The following is a 16,972-nucleotide window of genomic DNA, read 5'->3' on the forward strand; positions in this document are numbered from 1 at the left end:
ATTCTTCTGTATATGAGCACCTTTACCCAGATTTTATATCAGATTGTCTTCAGTACCAAACATCGTGAACCGACGCTGACGCAGGAGAATCGACCGTTGCTATTCCGCTATTTCTGGGGCATTCTTCAACGGAAGAAATGTCGTTTATACCGAATCAATGGAGTAGAGGACCATGTACATATCCTAACGCACATCCACCCTTCTGTAGCTCTGGCTGATTTGGTTAAAAGTCTCAAGCTGGCTAGTTCGGAGTACATCAAAGAGCAAAACCTGTTTAGAGACTTCCGGGGCTGGCAGGTTGGATACGGAGCATTTACGTATTCGCAAAAAGAGAAAGAGGTGTTGATCGCCTACGTGAAGAATCAGGAGGAGCACCACCGCTTGAAGACCTTTCCCGATGAACTCCGGGACTTACTCCAGGAACACGGCATTGCATTCGACGAAAGATACTTGTTATAACTCCGGAGGAGTTCAACATCCTTAGCCCCGGGTACAACCCGGGGAATCGGGCAAGATTTAATACTTAATCCGCACCCGAATCGTATGCGGAGCGGGCTGATTCCCACCAAAGTACAATCCCGTTTTGTAAGCAAACTTCTTGTTGTGATTGAATCGTACGGGCTCACCGTCCATGACCCGATATTCCTTTCGACCGTAATCAATTTTAATACTCAGTCGAGTGGGTTGATTAATGGACGTTTCGCCGACTTTGAAGGCCGTGCGTTGGCCGTCCACGTACGCATAACAACCCAGATCAATTTTCTGCGTTTCCGGATTCCACCGCCAGGCTACCCGAGCCCCGTCTACCTGATGCGGTGCTGAACCTAAATCCTGATTTTTGGATCCGACAAAGCCCAGCCCAATCACCTTATTCCAGTCATGCTGATCGACACTCTGTAAATCATAAATACAGGTACTGTCGAAAGTAACGGTGGCCGCCACTTCCCGAGGGCTGATCAAAATGCCCGTTTTGCGTTTAAAAATCGGTTCATGACTAAACGCTTCAATCACCACCCACTCCGGATCAGAAAACAGAAAGTCGGGGACACAACCCTGAAAAAACAGTCCTACCCATAACAGGCTCACGTAACAGAAGAAACGACTGGCGTACGAACGAAGAAGCATACGGGATAATTTGTAAAAGCTTAACGGTATGGGGTTACAAAGTTGGTATACAGTACAGGCAATAATTCGGAGGAAAGCGATCATTCGAAACGAAAACGTACGTAGAATGACTCAGCAAAGTAAGTCAATCCCCCATATACTTTTGATAGGGGGATTTTTTTCTTAACCCATTTCATCTTCGTATATGAGCTTCAGGCTCAGGAATTGTACCCCGTTTCCCTGCCCGATCGTTCCTGGCACGGCGAGCAACGGGCCTTACGGTACCGCCCCGACGGTAAAGATTTCGTCATAGTCAATGGCAAGCGAAGGTTTACCCGAGCTCTATACGGAACCAACACGGCTTTTCGGGCCGAAGCAGGCGATCTACCTGAGTTTGCTCTGTATATGCCGGGGATGGGCGGTAACCTGAAATTTGGCCTGGTGAAAGACTCGGTCAGTAAATGGCTGAATGACGCAGACACCATTACGGCCCGGTACCGACCCGGCTCGATGTTGTATGAAATCAAGGATGCACTTTTAGGAACGGGAACGCTCGAACTAATCATCTTGCCCTTAGCCGACGCAGAAGGAATCATCGTCAAGGCTCAGTTCAAGAACGTATCGGATGATCTGGAACTAGGCTGGACTTTCGGCGGAGCCAGCGGGAAAAAATTCAGTCGCAACGGCGATATGGGTCCCGATCCGGAATCAAGCTTTTACCTGAAGCCGGAATATTGTACCGATAATCGCTTCACCATTCAGAAAAATACCTTCGCCCTCCGGTACGGTTCCGGACTGCCCGTACAATCTACTTCTACTGAAACAGCCAAACTCAAAAAAGAACAGACTCTACTCGGCTTCGTGCCGGCGGCTTCTACGGTTCAACTATCCGATGCTACGCAACAAGAGTCTCCGTTGCAACTGGCTCAATCCCAGGCGGCGGCCTCACCCGTACTGACGGGTCGGGTAAAAGGAAACGAGCCGCTGTACTTTGCTTTGCAGAATCCGGAAAGTAAAGCAGAACTGGTATATGCAAATGCCGCGACTCTTTTTGCCGAAGCCGAGATCGCCCGAAAAAAAGTAGCGAATCGCATTCAGGTCAAAACGCCTGATCATTACCTCAATACCGTTGGCGGTGCCCTCAGTATCGCTTCGGATGCCCTCTGGGAAACGCCTTCGTATTTGCACGGAGCCATCGGCTGGCGGATTCGCCTGAATGGCTGGCGGGGAGCGTATACGGCCGATCCGCTGGGCTGGCACGACCGGGCACGAACGCATTTTCGGGCCTACGCTCAATCGCAAATGACTGCACCCGCTTCCGGACCGAGCGTACCGGATACGGCCAATCATCTGGCTCGCCAGCAGGAGAAACTGGGGAATGCGGTGTTTACAAGCGGCTATATCAGTCGTGATCCGGAGGGAAAATCCATTCGTCCGCACCATTACGACATGAATCTGGTGTACATCGACGCTCTGCTCTGGCACCTGAACTGGACGGGTGACCTGATCCTCGCCCGGGAGCTATGGCCCGTCATCCAGCGGCATCTGGCCTGGGAAAAACGCAACTTCGATCCCGATGGTGACGGTCTCTACGATGCCTACGCGGCCATTTGGGCCAGTGACGCCCTGCAATACAGCGGCGGAGCCGTTACGCATACCTCGGCGTACAACTACCGGGCGAATCGGATGGCCGCCACGCTGGCGAAGCTATTGGGCGAAGATGCGAAACCCTACGAACGGGAAGCCGAAACCATTCATCGGGCGATCAACCGCGTTCTGTGGATTCCCGAAAAGGGTGTGTATGCGGAATTTCAGGATGCCATGGGTCTGAAAAAACGCCACGATGTTCCGGCCTTATGGACGATCTACCACGCTATCGATTCCGACGTGCCCGATGCTTTTCAGGCCTACCAGAACTTACGCTACATCGATACCCAGATTCCGCACATTCCAGTACGGGCCAAAGGGCTCAGCGACGAAGGTTTTTACACGATTTCAACCAGCAACTGGATGCCGTATGAATGGTCCATCAACAACGTAGCCCTGGCCGAATCGGCTCATACGGCTCTGGCGAACTGGGAGATCGGGCGTACGGAAGAAGCCTTCAAACTCTGGAAAAGCGAATTGCTGGCATCGATGTATCTGGGGGGAAGTCCCGGAAACTTTGTTCAGATTTCCCATTACGATGCCAATCGTGGGGAAGCCTATCGGGATTTTGGGGACCCGGTCGGTATCAATTCCCGAACACTTGTGGAAGGCTTGTTCGGTATCGTACCGGATGCCTTGAATAACCGGCTCCTGATTCGTCCGGGCTTACCCAAAGCCTGGCCGTACGCATCCCTGGAAATCCCGGATTTATCGTACGACTTCAAGCGAAACGGCCTGACGGACGTATACACCCTGAAACCCCGGTTTTCGAAAAAACTGGATTTGTGTGTACGGGTAAACGCCTTACGGGACGGGATTAAACAAATCACCATCAACGGAAAGAAAGTAGCCTGGAAAATGGTACCCGACGCCATTGGTCAGCCCGTAATCGAAATCAACAGTCCCGCCCAGGATTCGTATGAAATACGGGTAGAGTGGACGGGAAATGATTTTAAGTCCATTCCATTACGCGATACCTACGCTCAGGGTACCGCCCAGACCATTCTATTTCCCGGAACTCTCATTCAAAAGATTTTTGACCCGCAGGGAGTCTGGCAGAATGTACAGACGAAGGGACATACCCTGCGTGCAACGATGGCTTCCAAGCCCGGTTCGCGAACGGCCTTCGTCCAGTTAAAACAGGGTCAGCTGACCTGGTGGCATCCCGTTTGTTTTGAGGTACAGGAACGGCTATCACTCGTGACTCAGTCGGAACAAACAACCTTTCAGTTAAAAAACTACACGGATCAAGCTATGGAGCTGCAGTACACCGTTCGGGGTATATCCGCGGAAGTAAAACTGGAACCCAGAGGATTGTCTGAACCAATCCGGATTCCGATAGGCCAGCTTCGTCCCGGTACCAATCCGATAACGATTCAAACCAATTCAGGCGAGCGTTTCTCCCTGACGCTGACTAACTGGGAGGCTGCCTTGCCGGAATCTTCTCAGGAGCTGGTATCGCTCACACCGTACTTCAACGACCGGGTAACGCAGATTTTCAGGAATCAGTACCTGTCGCCCCGACCGCAAACGCCTACGCTGCAACTGCCCACGCAGGGCATTGGCGAATGGACGCACCCGCTGTTGATGGCAGAGATCGACGACGCGGGTTTACGTCAGCACCTCGCTCAGCACCAACACACGCTTACCTTGCCGCAGAGAATTCGGTTTCAGTCGCCAGCGGCGGGGAAGAACATACTTTTCGTTTCCCGCTGGGACAATTATCCAACGGAGGCTCGACTGCCTGTCACCGGCCGGGCTTCGCATGCGTACCTGCTTCTGGCGGGTTCGACCAATCCCATGCAGAGCCGGATTGAAAATGGTTTGCTGGAAATCAGTTATACGGACGGTACTGCGGAGCGACTAGTACTACGCAATCCTGAAAACTGGTGGCCCATCGAAAAAGACTATCTGGACGATGGCTTTGCCTTCTCAACCGGGGCCGTACATCCACCCCGCGTACACCTGAAAACGGGCGAAGTCGTCTACGGTGAAAAACTCGACAAGTACAACGGCAAGGAAATCGAAGGCGGAGCGGCTACGGTACTGGACTTGCCGCTCAATCCTTCCAAAACGTTGAAAGAACTCAAACTTACGGCCTTAGCTAACGATGTAGTGATTGGATTGATGAGTGTAACTTTGGTACGGCCCTGATAGGTGCAGCGTACGGTTCGTTTCTCAAACGTTTATAACCGTTTGAAGAGTAGTTGAATCAGAACGGGAAACACTGTTCCGACCATTGCAGAGGTTCGGGTAAGGCTTCATTACTGAATTCCAGATGAATCACCCGGCGTCGCTGCTGATTGGTAGTACGATTGGACGCGTGCAGTAAGAGCGGTTTCATAAGCATCACGGCCCCCGATGTTACCGGACAGATTTCTTCCATTTCCTGCTGCCAGTCAATGGCTTCGGGTCGGTACACACCTCTGCGATGCGATCCCGGAATTACTTTCAGGGCTCCATTCGATTCAGTCGTATCATCCAGGTGAATACGAATCGTCAGGTTGTTTTCCAGGATGGCCAGCGGAGGCTGTACGGCAAACTGATTTTGCTTCACCGTCCAGGGACCGAAGCCTTCCCGATCTATTTTCTGATCCACAGAAATGGTTAAGTCCTGATGATAGGCAACAAACCAGTTCGACTGTTCGGGTTTATCAAAATAGATGGACTTGACGAGGAAAGCATTTTTGCCCAATAGTTCCTGTACTAAAGCATTGAAAGCGGGCTTGAACAACAGAGGCTGTAAGTCAGGTATTTCCTTTAGAAACTGCCGGATGGCAAACAGATCAGCCGTTTTGCGGAACGTTGGTTTCGCCGGATCTACTTCCGATACGTGCCGCAGAATCGCTTCGATTTCCGCGGCGTTGAAAAGAGGCTTGGTAATGGCGTATCCCTTATTTACCAGTTGCTGTTTCAGCGAGGTGTATTCCATTGGTTTACTTCTGCGAAATAATAGACGTTTCAATCGCCTCATACGCCGCATCCATCACTCTACGCCGGATTCGCAGGCTGGTAATCAGATTGTTGTTCGCGTTGGGATGGACGCGGTTGGAAAGAAAAATCAACACCAGATCAGTCGCCGGATCAGCCCAGACCAGCGTTCCCGTGAAACCCGAATGGCCAAAAGCCCGGGGTGAAGCAAAAGAAGAGATGTACGCATTGCCATTGGCATCAGGTTGCCGATCCCAACCCAGTCCCCGATGGCTACGGAGCGTATAATTGTGTGAAAACATAGGAACGGTAGAGGGCAAGAAATACCGCCGTCCGCCGTAATACCCGTTCTGTAGATTCATCTGCATCAGAATCGCCAGATCGTTGGCTGTACTGAATAAACCCGCGTGACCTGATACACCGCCCTGAATAGCCGCATTCTGGTCGTGAACGGTGCCGCGAAGCAGGACTTCCCGAAAGACCCGGTCGTCTTCCGTTGGAGCAATTTTCCAGTCGCTTACCCCATTCCAGAGTGGACTGAAGAGCGTATTGTACATGCCCAGTGGTTCGTAAAAGGCATCCTGTACCAACTCTTCCAGCGGCTGATTGGAAACCTGCTCGACGAGGCGACGCAACATAATCAGGCCCAGATCGGAATAGATAAACTTGTACTGACCCCGACGATCACGTTGCCCGGTCATCGGACTATTCACCACCCATTTCCAGACGGAATCAATGGTAGCAGGTTTGGTCCACAGGTCGCGGGCCACCAGTAACGTATAGTTCAGGGTGTCTACCCGTAAATCGAAATCGGGACTGAAAATGCCTTGGGGTTTCGTGCGTTCCCAGAAGGGCTGATACGCCAGCAGGCCCGACTGATGCATCAGTACGTCGCGAATGACCAGGTGTTCTTTCGACGTTCCTATCAGTTCAGGCAGGTAATACGATACTTTCTGATTGAGATCCAGAAGCCCGTTTTCGTTGAGTAACATTACGGCCTGTAGCGTAGCGGCTACTTTCGTTACCGAGGCCAGGTCGTACAGAGTGGTATCCCGAACGGGCTCGAACGGAGTGAGGTTGTAGGTAAGTTTTCCGTAGTTTTTCTGCCAGACTACGCGGCCTTTGTGAGCGACGAGTACCTGTCCACCGGGGAAAGCTCCCTTCCGGATCGACTCATCCATAATGGCATCAATGCGTTGCAGTTTGCCTGAATTCATTCCCACCGTTTCGGGCTGACCGTAACTCAGTCGGCCAATGGCTTGGGTAGGCAAGCCGTGTCCTACTGGAAACAAACCTTCGACGGATACGGGCAATTTACCCAGAGCCGGAATGGCTCCGAAGAGTACTTCCGCCACGGCCGTTTGAGCATAGGGATCGCCTTCGTAACCGCATACTAACGTCGGTACTGTCGGGAAATATTTGAGGCTATACGGATTGCCAAAGGCACAAACTACCACGCGGTTACCCCGCTTCACCAACTGCTTGATGAATTCTACCGACGCCCAGGAAACCCCGTAGTTCTGAGCTACCTTCTGCCGCATTTCGTGCAGACTCACAATAACCACCTGACTGGAATCAACCTTGCCCAGCATTTCCGCAAAAAAACGCTCGTCGGTTTTAGTACCGTTGGCGTAACACGTTACGTTGGCGTACTTGCGTAAGGTGTTCTGGAAAACGTTACCATCGCTTTCGCCAATGGCAATGGCACTCAGTTTCAGGGTATCTAGTTGGACGAACGGAATTAGTGACTGATCATTCTTGACGACCGTTACCGCATTTTCGTACAATTGTTGCCGCAGGGCTTCCGACTGCGGCGTTTTCAATTCTTTAACCAGCGTCTTACTCACCGGAACCGCCTGATACGGCACCAGTCCGACCCGATGTTTCGCATACAGAATTTTCTGGACGCGGCGGTTAATTTCCTCTTCGCTAATCTGGCCGCTTTCGATGGCCTGCTTGATTTTTTGTACGGAAGCTCCCACGCTTTCGGGTTGCAGTAACAGGTCATTACCCGCCAGTAAGGCCTGTAGGTTGGCCTCCGGAGCGGGTTTTCCCTTCGTCACACCCCGCATGTTCATGGCATCCGTCACCACCAGACCATTGAATTTGAGCTGATTTTTTAGCAAATTCGTAACGATGGGGGCCGAAAGAGTAGACGCAATGGGGCGGGATTCGTAAGCCGGTACTTCCAGGTGAGCGACCAGAATACTCGCCACACTGTCTTCGATCAAAGCCCGAAAGGGCGGCAGCTCAAACTGGTTGAGCCGGGCCAGATCGTGCGTGATTTTGGGTAAGGTGCGGTGTGAATCGGTATGGGTATCGCCGTGGCCGGGAAAATGCTTGGCACAGGCTAGTACGCCCGCTTCCTGTAAGCCTCGGGCGTAGGCTTTTCCTTTTTCGGCTACGTTTACGGGATCTTCGCCGAACGAACGGTACCCAATAATCGGATTGAGCGGATTGGAGTTAACATCTACGACCGGGGCAAAATTCATCTGCACACCAATGCGTTTGCACTGACGGCCAATTTCCCGGCCCATTTCGTAGATCAACTGATTATTCTGGATGGCTCCCAGCGTCATCTGGTGCGGAAAGGACGTACCCAAAGCCAGCCGCATCCCTAAGCCATTTTCGGCGTCCAATGAAACGATGAGCGGGATACGTGACAGACTCTGATACCGGTTGCTCAGTTCCGCCTGTGAATACGGATCACCCTGGAAGAAAATAACTCCACCCACGTGGTACGTTTTAATGAGCCGGTCGATCGTCGCATAATACGATTCATACCGATTGGAGTACGTACCAATGACAAAAAACTGGCCGATTTTTTCGTCCAGCGTCATACTTGAAAGCGTACTGTCTACCCACAACTGAGCCGCCGAGACCCGGGCAGAGTCCAGGCTCGGTTGAGCCAGTAGAAGGGAAGAGACCGGTTTACTGTCCGCACTAAAACGTTCAATAGATTTCGGGGATTTCCAAGCCGTCAGAGCCCACAGAGCACATAATCCCAGATAAACTAACTTATTCTTCAACATCCTGATCATCAATACGTACTACGAGAACGCGAAAATATCTCTAAAGTATGAGTTCAAAACATAGATATTTCAAAAATTCGGTTCGCTTTTCCGAGGGATTTGGACGAAATTCGCGTTTCTTCTGTATCCAACACACCCGATTGGGAATTCATTCAGATTCTTTTTCGGAATAATCGATTGCTATCGAAAGACCCATTAAAAACGCCGATCCTTTTTCATGCAAGATATAATTCAACTCCTGCCCGATTCTATTGCGAACCAGATTGCGGCGGGCGAGGTCGTACAGCGACCCGCATCGGTAGTGAAGGAGTTGCTTGAAAATTCCATCGATGCACGGGCTACGCAAATTCAGTTGCTGGTCAAAGACGCAGGTCGTACGCTGATTCAGGTCATTGACAATGGCATCGGCATGTCTGAAACTGACGCCCGAATGTGTTTTGAACGTCATGCTACCTCTAAAATCCGTACGGCAGAAGATTTGTTTAAAATCCGTACCATGGGTTTCCGGGGTGAGGCGATGGCTTCCATTGCGGCGGTAGCTCAGGTTGAATTACGGACCCGCCGGGAATCAGATGAACTGGGTACGCACCTGAAAATTGACGCTTCCGAACTGAAAACGCACGAGCCTTGCCAGACGCCCGTTGGCACGAACATCTGCGTAAAAAACTTATTTTTCAACGTTCCGGCTCGTCGGAACTTTCTGAAATCCAATCCCGTAGAAATGCGTCATATTCTGGACGAATTTCAGCGGGTTGCTCTCTCGTATCCCGAAGTGGGCTTTACATTACACCACGGCGAAACGGAAGTATATAATTTGCCGGGGGGCAAAATGTCCCGCCGGATTGTCGATTTATTCGGGAAAAATTACCGGGAGCAACTCGCGGATACGCGGGAGGAAACCCCATTTGTGAAAGTATCAGGTTTCATTGGGAAACCGGAATTCGCCAAGAAAGTACGGGGGGAGCAATTCTTTTTCGTCAATCAGCGATTCATTCGCCATCCGTACCTGCATCACGCCGTACTGAGTGGTTTTGAAGGGCTTATTCCCGAAGGCAATCATCCCTTTTACGTACTCAATATTGAGATCGATCCGGCTCATATCGACATCAACGTCCATCCGACCAAAACGGAAATTAAGTTTGATGACGAACGCTCCGTATACGCCATTGTACGGGCGGCGGTGAAACGGGCGACGGGTGTATACGGACTAGCTCCGGCCATCGACTTTGAGATGGACGTCAATCTGCTCAATCCCGCTCAATCGCTGTCGTTTCAGCAGAAAGACTACGCCAGTCACTTCGACGCCTCCGTTCACGAAAACCGAAAAGTTACCGACGAGGAATCTGCTACTCCCAGTCGCGAATCCTATGCTTCGCAGGCTTCCCGAACCGCAGTTCCCAAACGAAATATCAGTAGCTGGGAAAAGTTGTTCGAGGGACTGGAAGGTCCGGCCCAGGAGGAGCGTCACAGTATCTTTGCCATTCCTCCCGATATTATTCCCAGCGTAAAGCCTTTCACGCCACCCATGCCTGAAGTCGGTCCGGAAGAAGAATCGATTTCGGTCGGGGCCAGTATTACCTTTCAAAGTAAGGCCAACCGGTTGCCGATGGAGGAGTCACCTACGGAACCTATTGAAGAAATTCCGCAAGAGCCTGCCCACGAGCAAACGTTCAGTTCGAAAGCCACCCCCCGCCCAGCGGCTAAAGCTCCCTTACTGGATTATGAACGGATGCTGTTTCAGGTGCATAATCGCTATGTACTCTCGCAGGTGAAATCGGGGCTTATGGTGATTGATCAAAAGGCGGCTTACGAACGCATTCTTTACGATAAATACCGGGGTTCCCTGGAAAAGCGTAATGCCGCTTCCCAGCAATTATTATTTCCGAAAACGGTTTCCCTGAACCCGATTGATTTTCAGTTGGTGATCGAAATTCAACAGGAAATACGGGCTTTAGGCTTCGATTTCGCTGAAATTGGAAAAGATGCGTTCATCCTGTACGGTATACCCGCCGAAGTGATGGACGAAAATGAAGAGGATTTGTTCGAAGGCTTACTGGCTCAGTTTCGCCAACATTACGCCGAGCTAAAACTGGATCGGCCTGAGGCTTTGGCCCGTTCGTTTGCCAAGCGTTCGGCGGCTCGCTACCTGACGCGTTTATCTGCGGAGGAAATGAGTGCCCTGGTCGATCAGTTATTTGCTTCAAGTAACCCTTCGTACACACCCGGAGGCGATCCGACCTTCACTATTCTGGGACTCGAAAAACTTGCGGGTTTATTACGGTAATCATACGTTGGTACCAGTCATTCGTAGCTCAGGTCTGTTGATGGCCTGAGCTTTTTTTATAATCAGCAACAAAAGTTTATACCGTTTATGCAACAATGTTGCAAAGTATGTTACTTTTGTGAAGAATTTGTTCCACGTTTAACGAAAGGAAAGTATTTCCATTCGCAAACTTCAACGTTTTATGCAAAAGAAATTCTGGCTGTATGTGCCGCTCCTTGCTCTAGTTGCTCTCTCCTCCTGTAAGAAAGAAAATGATCCGGAACCGGACGAGAATGAATTAATCACAACAGTGCAATTAACGCTGACGGCTAATGGTAGCTCAAAAGTGTATACCTGGAAAGATGTCGATGGAGAAGGCGGACAAGCTCCGGTAATTGATTCCATCGTGCTGGCTAAAAATCAGGCGTATACGTATTCGGTTCGCTTTCTGGACGAATCCAAATCGCCCGTGGAGGATGTAACAGAAGAAATTCGGGAAGAAAGTGACGAGCACCTGGTCGTGATGACGCCTAGTCCGACTGGCTCGCTAACCGTTACTACTACGGATAAAGATCGCAATAACCGACCCATTGGTTTAGTCGGAGAGATTAAAACTTCGGCTACGGCAGTGAAGGGCAAATTGAAAGTACAGCTTCGGCATCAGCCTGGCGTGAAGGATGGCTCTCCCATTCCCGGCGATGACGACGCGAATGTCGATTTTGATGTGGAAATCAAATAAAACGTTTCGGTACGGCTGATCGTTTTGTACGATGGTCTTCCGAAAACGTTTGCTCGGAAACAGCGGCTTCTTTGGAGTCGCTGTTTTTTTGTTTTCCGTAAAAATGATTCGTGCGAAGTCGCGTACCTTTGCCGAACTTTCCCGGGCAAACCAGCGTATAACAGTATACAGCAAGCCTGTGATTTTCAGGTCATTTAAATTCTAGCAGACGTGGTCGTACCTTATAAAGAAGAGCAGGACAGCAGCAAAAAGGAGCAGGTTGCCAAAATGTTCGATAACATTTCGCACCGATATGACTTCCTGAATCACTTTCTGAGCCTGGGGATTGACATTCTCTGGCGGAAAAAAGCCATTCGTTTATTGAAGCCCGAAAAGCCCCAGACCATTCTTGATATTGCTACGGGTACGGGCGATTTTGCCTTGGAGGCTCTTTCGCTGAAGCCGAAGAAAATCGTAGGCGTAGATATTTCAGCGGGTATGCTGGCTCACGGTCGGGAGAAAATCAAAAAGCTGGGTCACGACGACATCATCGAATTACAACTGGGGGATTCAGAAAAGCTGCCCTTCCCGGACAATTCTTTTGATGCAGTGATCGTTTCTTTCGGCGTACGGAATTTCGAGAATCTGGGTAAAGGTCTATCCGACATGAACCGGGTCCTGAAGCCGGGCGGAACCTGTGTTGTACTGGAGTTTTCCAAGCCGAAAGGTTTTCTTTTCAAGCATCTGTACAACTTTTATTTTAAGTACATTACGCCAACGATTGGAGAGTTCTTTTCAAAAGACCGGGCGGCGTATAGTTATTTGCCCGAATCCGTTCAGGCATTTCCGGATGGTAAGGATTTTCTGGCGATATACGAACAATCTGGTTTTCGCCAAACCCGGGCTATCTCTTTGACCTTTGGTATCAGTTCTATTTATATAGGAAAGAAATAATCATTTATGGCGATTGCGTTTCGAGCTATTAAAGTACAGACTTCCGCGGATCGTATTTCCGGCTCTTCTTCTTTTCAACGCTCAACGCTTACGGGCCTGATTTTTATTTTTATGGTGTTGGGTATACCCGCCGTAAAAGCTCAGAATACGATTTATCAGCGAAAACACCTGGAGTTTTACGATGATAAAACGGTTCATTACGGGTTTTTCTTTGGCCTACCCAATACGCGTTTTCAGGTCAAACACTCTGACCAATACAATACGCAGGATTCGGTCCGTTCGATGCATTCACCGAATTCCATGGGTTTCCGGATGGGTTTTTTGATGAACGTGTACCTGAGTCCACGGCTGGATTTCCGATTTTCACCGCTAACGCTTTCGATTTACAGTCGTCCCGTAGATTTAACGTACACCAACGGTACTGAACAACGATTGACTCGCGAGTCGACCTGGGTAGAATTTCCCTTCATGCTCAAGTATAAATCCGAGCGGCGGGGTAATACGCGGATGTACGCCGTGGCTGGTTTCCGGGCCGGACTAGAAGCGAACGTACGGAGAAAACAGAACATTAACCGGGGCGTAGGACAGCTGGCGACCCGCTCGGCCGATTTTAGTGTGGAATACGGGGTCGGTCTTGAACGGTTTTTCGAGTACTTCAAGTTTACCCCAGAGTTGCACTTTTCGCACGGAATCGCAAATATGATCCAACCTAATAACTCGGTAGCGAACCGGGGAATCAGTCGATTGACTTCACACACGGTAACCATTTATCTGATGTTTGAATAAAGGGAACTGTCTACCTATTGTCTATACCATAAAAAGCCCGGCAGATAGAAGTCTGCCGGGCTTTTTATGGTATAGCAAGTTTAGTCGTTCAGATTGTAATGATTGACTTTCTCGCCATTCAGAATGACCATTAAATCAGCTAAAGGAATATTCTGACGAATATACGCGGGCGTTTCCAGATCCGCTTCCCAACCCTGATCGGGGTGGTTGAGCTTATGGACAAACTCCTGAATCATTCGGGCATTGGACGAACTGAGATCTTCTTCCCGCCAGATTTCCTGCTCAATGTGTTTAACCTTATCTTCCTCATTCAGCGTAGGAGCAGGAGCCGTAAACGAAGGAGCCATGATCGGCGTTTCTACCACTGCTTCCGGTATTACGGACGAAACTTCGGGCGTAAATGAAGTTTCCGGTGTAAATGAAGCCGAAGGCTCTGGGGTATCGCGACGATATTCGTTGAATCCGTAATTAGCTACTGGCGAAGGGGCCGCTTCAACCACGGGAACGGGAGGGGCTACTACGGGAGCCGCAACCGGCTGGTTCTGATACGAGGGCAACTTCGGAGCCTGACTTACGGGCTCATCCATCGGACGTTGATATACGGAGTTACCGGGCAGATCAAAACCTGCGGCAATAATCGTAAATCGCATGGCTTTGCCCAGGCTATCGTCTGGGATGGGGCTAATTTTGAGTAAGCGAGCCTTGCCACCGATCCGGTCTTCGATGAACTTGGTGATGGCTTTCTGTTCCATCATTCGCATCGGGCAATCCTTGCTGTACGAGATGGTAATCAGGATACGCTTGGCACCTTTAATATCACGATTATCGAGCAAGGGTGAGCTCAAAGCTTCTTCAACGCAGGTGACGGCACGATCATCGCCTTCAGCCGTGTACAAGCCAATTACGGCCTGTCCAGCACCTTTCAGGATGGTCTTGACGTCATTCATATCGGAGTTGATCTTACCGGACTTGGTAACGATCTCGGAAATACAGCGGGCGGCATTGGCCAGGACATCGTCGGCTTTGGCGTAAGCCTCGTCGACGGTCATGTCCGGATAAAGCTCCAGCAGTTTTTCGTTTAGAATAACGACAACCGTATCGCAGTATTTCTGTAATTCCCGGATCCCTTCGCGGGCCTGTGCAATTTTATCTTCGCCTTCGTCATCAAAAGGAGCCGTGACAATTGCTACGGTCAGAATGTTCAGGTCATTGGCAATACGGGCGATAACTGGAGCCGCACCCGTACCCGTTCCTCCGCCCATACCGGCCGTGATGAACAGCATTTCCGTATTGTCTTCAAGGACTTTCCGGATTTCTGCTTCACTTTCTTCGGCAGCAGCCCGACCCTGAGCCGCGTCCATTCCTGCTCCAATCCCTTTCTGGTTGACGGTCTGGTTGCCTAACTGAATCTTGTAATCAATGGGGCTTTCGTCAAGGGACTGGCGATCCGTGTTACAAACGATGAAGTCTACGTCCTCAATGGTTTGGTTAAACATGTGACGGACGGCATTACAACCTCCACCGCCTACACCGAATACTTTAATGTACGAGCGGAAGTGCTTGACGGAGCTAAAGGAATAATTATGATCAAGAAGCATACTATTGAGGTTGGTTACATAAAGGCTTGTTGCCTTCACGCAATGAGTTTAGTCCGGAGGTAAAACTAAAAAGACAAGTTAGTCAATTCGGGGGATAAACAGAAAATCAAACGGCCGAGACCGTTTGATTTCCATTATACAGTTTTGGGTTCCCAACCGTCGGGACGTTGACCATTTCGTGATTCAAATTCATCTCGGAAGATGGCTTTGTACCAGGAGTTTAAATCCATGCGTAATCGCCACCATTTCCATTCCTGCTCAGGCTCAGTCTGTGGTTCAGGTTCTTTGGTTGGCTCTTTCGTTTCCGGATTCCGGGGAGGTTCGGGTGGTCGGGGGGTATGGCCGTTGTTGCCATTGGTATAGCTACCATTACTACCGTTCGATCCATTGCTCGGCATCGGACTGTGATGTTGACTGGTCGTATACGTATGCGGACGCGTGGGTACGGGTGCCTGAATAGGCGAAGGTACCGATACGAGCGATTCGTACAGCTCATCGCGGGGATCGAGTGAACGGAAGCCTAAACGGACCAGGCCCAACGCCGTTGCGTACGAAAGGTTGTTCGTCGTTTCTGGTTTCTGTTTATTGAAACCCTGATTCGGACGACCTACCTGCACGTGCATGCCCGTTACGGATCGGAATACCTCCTGAATACTATCCAGGCGAGCTCCACCACCCGTCAGTACAATACCCGTCTTGATTTTCCGCTCATACCCGGCGTGGCGTACCACAGCTGCTACGAACGTAGCAATATCTTTCACGCGAGCCTCAATAATAACGGCTACGTTTTTCAGTGATACATTTTTCGGGGGTAGACTTTCCAGTACGTTCGGTACGGCTACTACTTCATTCAGGCGAACTTCCTTGTGCGTAGCCGTACCAAAACGGAGTTTCAGGTCTTCAGCTACGTTTTCGGATACGTCACAACCAATTTCAATGTCCTTGGTGATGGCTTTTCCGCCCACGGGGAATGAAGCCACGTAGCGTACCAGCTCACCCTGTACGATTACCACATCCGTTTTTCCTGCTCCAATATCAACCAGTATGGCTCCGTGCTCTTTTTCTTCGTCACTTAGTACGGCCATTGTTGAAGCTAATGAAGCCAAATACACATGCTTGGGTGGAATGTTACTAAGACCAGCCCAATCCAAGCTTTTCAGAAGAGTACTTAAAGGCTTCAAAGGCATGGTTATCACCTGAAACTTCCCCCGTAGGTGAGTTCCGGTAACGCCCACTATATGATAATGTTCTTCAGAATCTCCGTCAACGCTATACTCCTGAGGTAATACGTGTAATATGGCAGAACCGTCAATTTTCGTACGGCCTACGCTACCTAATAAGCGTTGTAAGTCATCGTGACGTACTTCATCACCCTCAGATACGTAATCCCGCGAGATGTCACTAATTTTTGGTATACAGGCAACCTGATGACTGGCTACACTGATAAAATACTGATTTGGGGTAACGCCTGCCTGTTCAATGGCTTCTGCCAATGCTTTTTTAATGAATTTGCTGACAAAATCAGGGTTGAGAATAGCTCCTTTGGTGACAAGATTTTTAAATTTCTTATCTTTAAATTCAACCCGACTAACGCCACGCACGTCCAGTTTTTCGTCGTGATCCTGTTGACCGATCACGACGCAGACTTTGGTCGTTCCTACATCAATCCCGCAAACAATCTTTTTCTCCATACGGCACAGCTTTAGGGTTGATTGGTGTTATTGCTCATCAATTTAGTCTAGTAATTATGGCGGTTAATTACAGGAATCCTATTGTGGTTTAAAGTAATGAAAAAAATAGGATTTTGACTAGGATATTTTTTTGTGTTTTTCACTTAAAATTCTCAGTATGACTGCTTTCCGGATAATTTAAGCTCTAGCTCGTTCATGTAAAACTTGAGTATAGGATGCCTTGTAAGCTGACATTCTTCCTTTTAAAA

At 49.7% G+C, this 16,972-nt stretch carries 11 protein-coding genes; 6 read left to right on the forward strand and 5 right to left on the reverse strand.

Annotation, left to right across the window (positions count from 1 at the left end; genetic code table 11):
- The first annotated feature begins 12 nt into the window (after window positions 1–12).
- On the forward strand, window positions 13–459 hold the full coding sequence (gene tnpA, locus BWI93_RS24160; RefSeq protein WP_094816213.1) for an IS200/IS605 family transposase: 447 nt from the start codon (window positions 13–15) through the stop codon (window positions 457–459).
- Window positions 460–516: 57 nt separating this feature from the next.
- Here tnpA and BWI93_RS24165 read toward each other — a convergent pair whose 3' ends face one another.
- Window positions 517–1,125 carry a hypothetical protein gene (locus BWI93_RS24165; protein WP_094816215.1) on the reverse strand — a complete coding sequence of 203 codons (609 nt, stop codon included), beginning with the start codon at window positions 1,123–1,125 and terminating at the stop codon, window positions 517–519.
- A gap of 204 nt (window positions 1,126–1,329) precedes the next feature.
- Between BWI93_RS24165 and BWI93_RS24170 the strand changes: the two genes are divergently transcribed.
- Window positions 1,330–4,905, forward strand: coding sequence for a DUF4450 domain-containing protein (locus BWI93_RS24170; protein WP_094816217.1), 3,576 nt, complete (start codon window positions 1,330–1,332; stop codon window positions 4,903–4,905).
- Window positions 4,906–4,963: 58 nt separating this feature from the next.
- Here BWI93_RS24170 and BWI93_RS24175 read toward each other — a convergent pair whose 3' ends face one another.
- Both BWI93_RS24175 and BWI93_RS24180 read right to left on the reverse strand, forming a co-directional pair.
- Complete coding sequence (locus BWI93_RS24175; protein WP_094816219.1) at window positions 4,964–5,683, reverse strand: phytanoyl-CoA dioxygenase family protein; 720 nt, start codon at window positions 5,681–5,683, stop codon at window positions 4,964–4,966.
- Window positions 5,684–5,687: 4 nt separating this feature from the next.
- A complete protein-coding gene (locus BWI93_RS24180) occupies window positions 5,688–8,714 on the reverse strand; it encodes a glycoside hydrolase family 3 N-terminal domain-containing protein (RefSeq protein ID WP_176454320.1) in 3,027 nt (1,008 codons plus the stop codon).
- A gap of 217 nt (window positions 8,715–8,931) precedes the next feature.
- Between BWI93_RS24180 and mutL the strand changes: the two genes are divergently transcribed.
- From mutL to BWI93_RS24200, 4 genes are all read left to right on the forward strand, one after another.
- On the forward strand, window positions 8,932–10,998 hold the full coding sequence (gene mutL / locus BWI93_RS24185) for a DNA mismatch repair endonuclease MutL (RefSeq protein ID WP_094816223.1): 2,067 nt from the start codon (window positions 8,932–8,934) through the stop codon (window positions 10,996–10,998).
- A 181-nt stretch (window positions 10,999–11,179) separates the two neighbouring features.
- Window positions 11,180–11,716, forward strand: coding sequence for a hypothetical protein (locus tag BWI93_RS24190; protein WP_094816225.1), 537 nt, complete (start codon window positions 11,180–11,182; stop codon window positions 11,714–11,716).
- Between the two features lie 210 nt (window positions 11,717–11,926).
- Window positions 11,927–12,649 carry a bifunctional demethylmenaquinone methyltransferase/2-methoxy-6-polyprenyl-1,4-benzoquinol methylase UbiE gene (gene ubiE, locus BWI93_RS24195; protein ID WP_255158050.1) on the forward strand — a complete coding sequence of 241 codons (723 nt, stop codon included), beginning with the start codon at window positions 11,927–11,929 and terminating at the stop codon, window positions 12,647–12,649.
- A gap of 6 nt (window positions 12,650–12,655) precedes the next feature.
- On the forward strand, window positions 12,656–13,435 hold the full coding sequence (locus BWI93_RS24200) for a porin family protein (RefSeq protein ID WP_233207845.1): 780 nt from the start codon (window positions 12,656–12,658) through the stop codon (window positions 13,433–13,435).
- Between the two features lie 80 nt (window positions 13,436–13,515).
- On the opposite strand, the gene ftsZ is transcribed toward BWI93_RS24200, so the two are convergent.
- Together ftsZ and ftsA are read right to left on the reverse strand one after the other, a co-directional pair.
- On the reverse strand, window positions 13,516–15,033 hold the full coding sequence (ftsZ, locus tag BWI93_RS24205; RefSeq protein ID WP_094816227.1) for a cell division protein FtsZ: 1,518 nt from the start codon (window positions 15,031–15,033) through the stop codon (window positions 13,516–13,518).
- A gap of 134 nt (window positions 15,034–15,167) precedes the next feature.
- Complete coding sequence (gene ftsA, locus BWI93_RS24210; protein WP_094816229.1) at window positions 15,168–16,724, reverse strand: cell division protein FtsA; 1,557 nt, start codon at window positions 16,722–16,724, stop codon at window positions 15,168–15,170.
- Between the last annotated feature and the right edge of the window lie 248 nt (window positions 16,725–16,972).

This window comes from Siphonobacter sp. BAB-5385, from assembly GCF_002261125.1.
In the GTDB taxonomy this organism is placed as follows: Bacteria; Bacteroidota; Bacteroidia; order Cytophagales; family Spirosomataceae; genus Siphonobacter.

Bases quoted from the DNA above. Each gene is read 5' to 3' on its own strand.
- tnpA (WP_094816213.1), top strand. From the start codon at position 13: ATGAGCACCTTTACCCAGATTTTATATCAGATTGTCTTCAGTACCAAA.
- BWI93_RS24165 (WP_094816215.1), bottom strand. From the start codon at position 1,125: ATGCTTCTTCGTTCGTACGCCAGTCGTTTCTTCTGTTACGTGAGCCTG.
- BWI93_RS24175 (WP_094816219.1), bottom strand. From the start codon at position 5,683: ATGGAATACACCTCGCTGAAACAGCAACTGGTAAATAAGGGATACGCC.
- BWI93_RS24180 (WP_176454320.1), bottom strand. From the start codon at position 8,714: ATGTTGAAGAATAAGTTAGTTTATCTGGGATTATGTGCTCTGTGGGCT.
- mutL (WP_094816223.1), top strand. From the start codon at position 8,932: ATGCAAGATATAATTCAACTCCTGCCCGATTCTATTGCGAACCAGATT.
- BWI93_RS24190 (WP_094816225.1), top strand. From the start codon at position 11,180: ATGCAAAAGAAATTCTGGCTGTATGTGCCGCTCCTTGCTCTAGTTGCT.
- BWI93_RS24200 (WP_233207845.1), top strand. From the start codon at position 12,656: ATGGCGATTGCGTTTCGAGCTATTAAAGTACAGACTTCCGCGGATCGT.
- ftsZ (WP_094816227.1), bottom strand. From the start codon at position 15,033: ATGCTTCTTGATCATAATTATTCCTTTAGCTCCGTCAAGCACTTCCGC.
- ftsA (WP_094816229.1), bottom strand. From the start codon at position 16,724: ATGGAGAAAAAGATTGTTTGCGGGATTGATGTAGGAACGACCAAAGTC.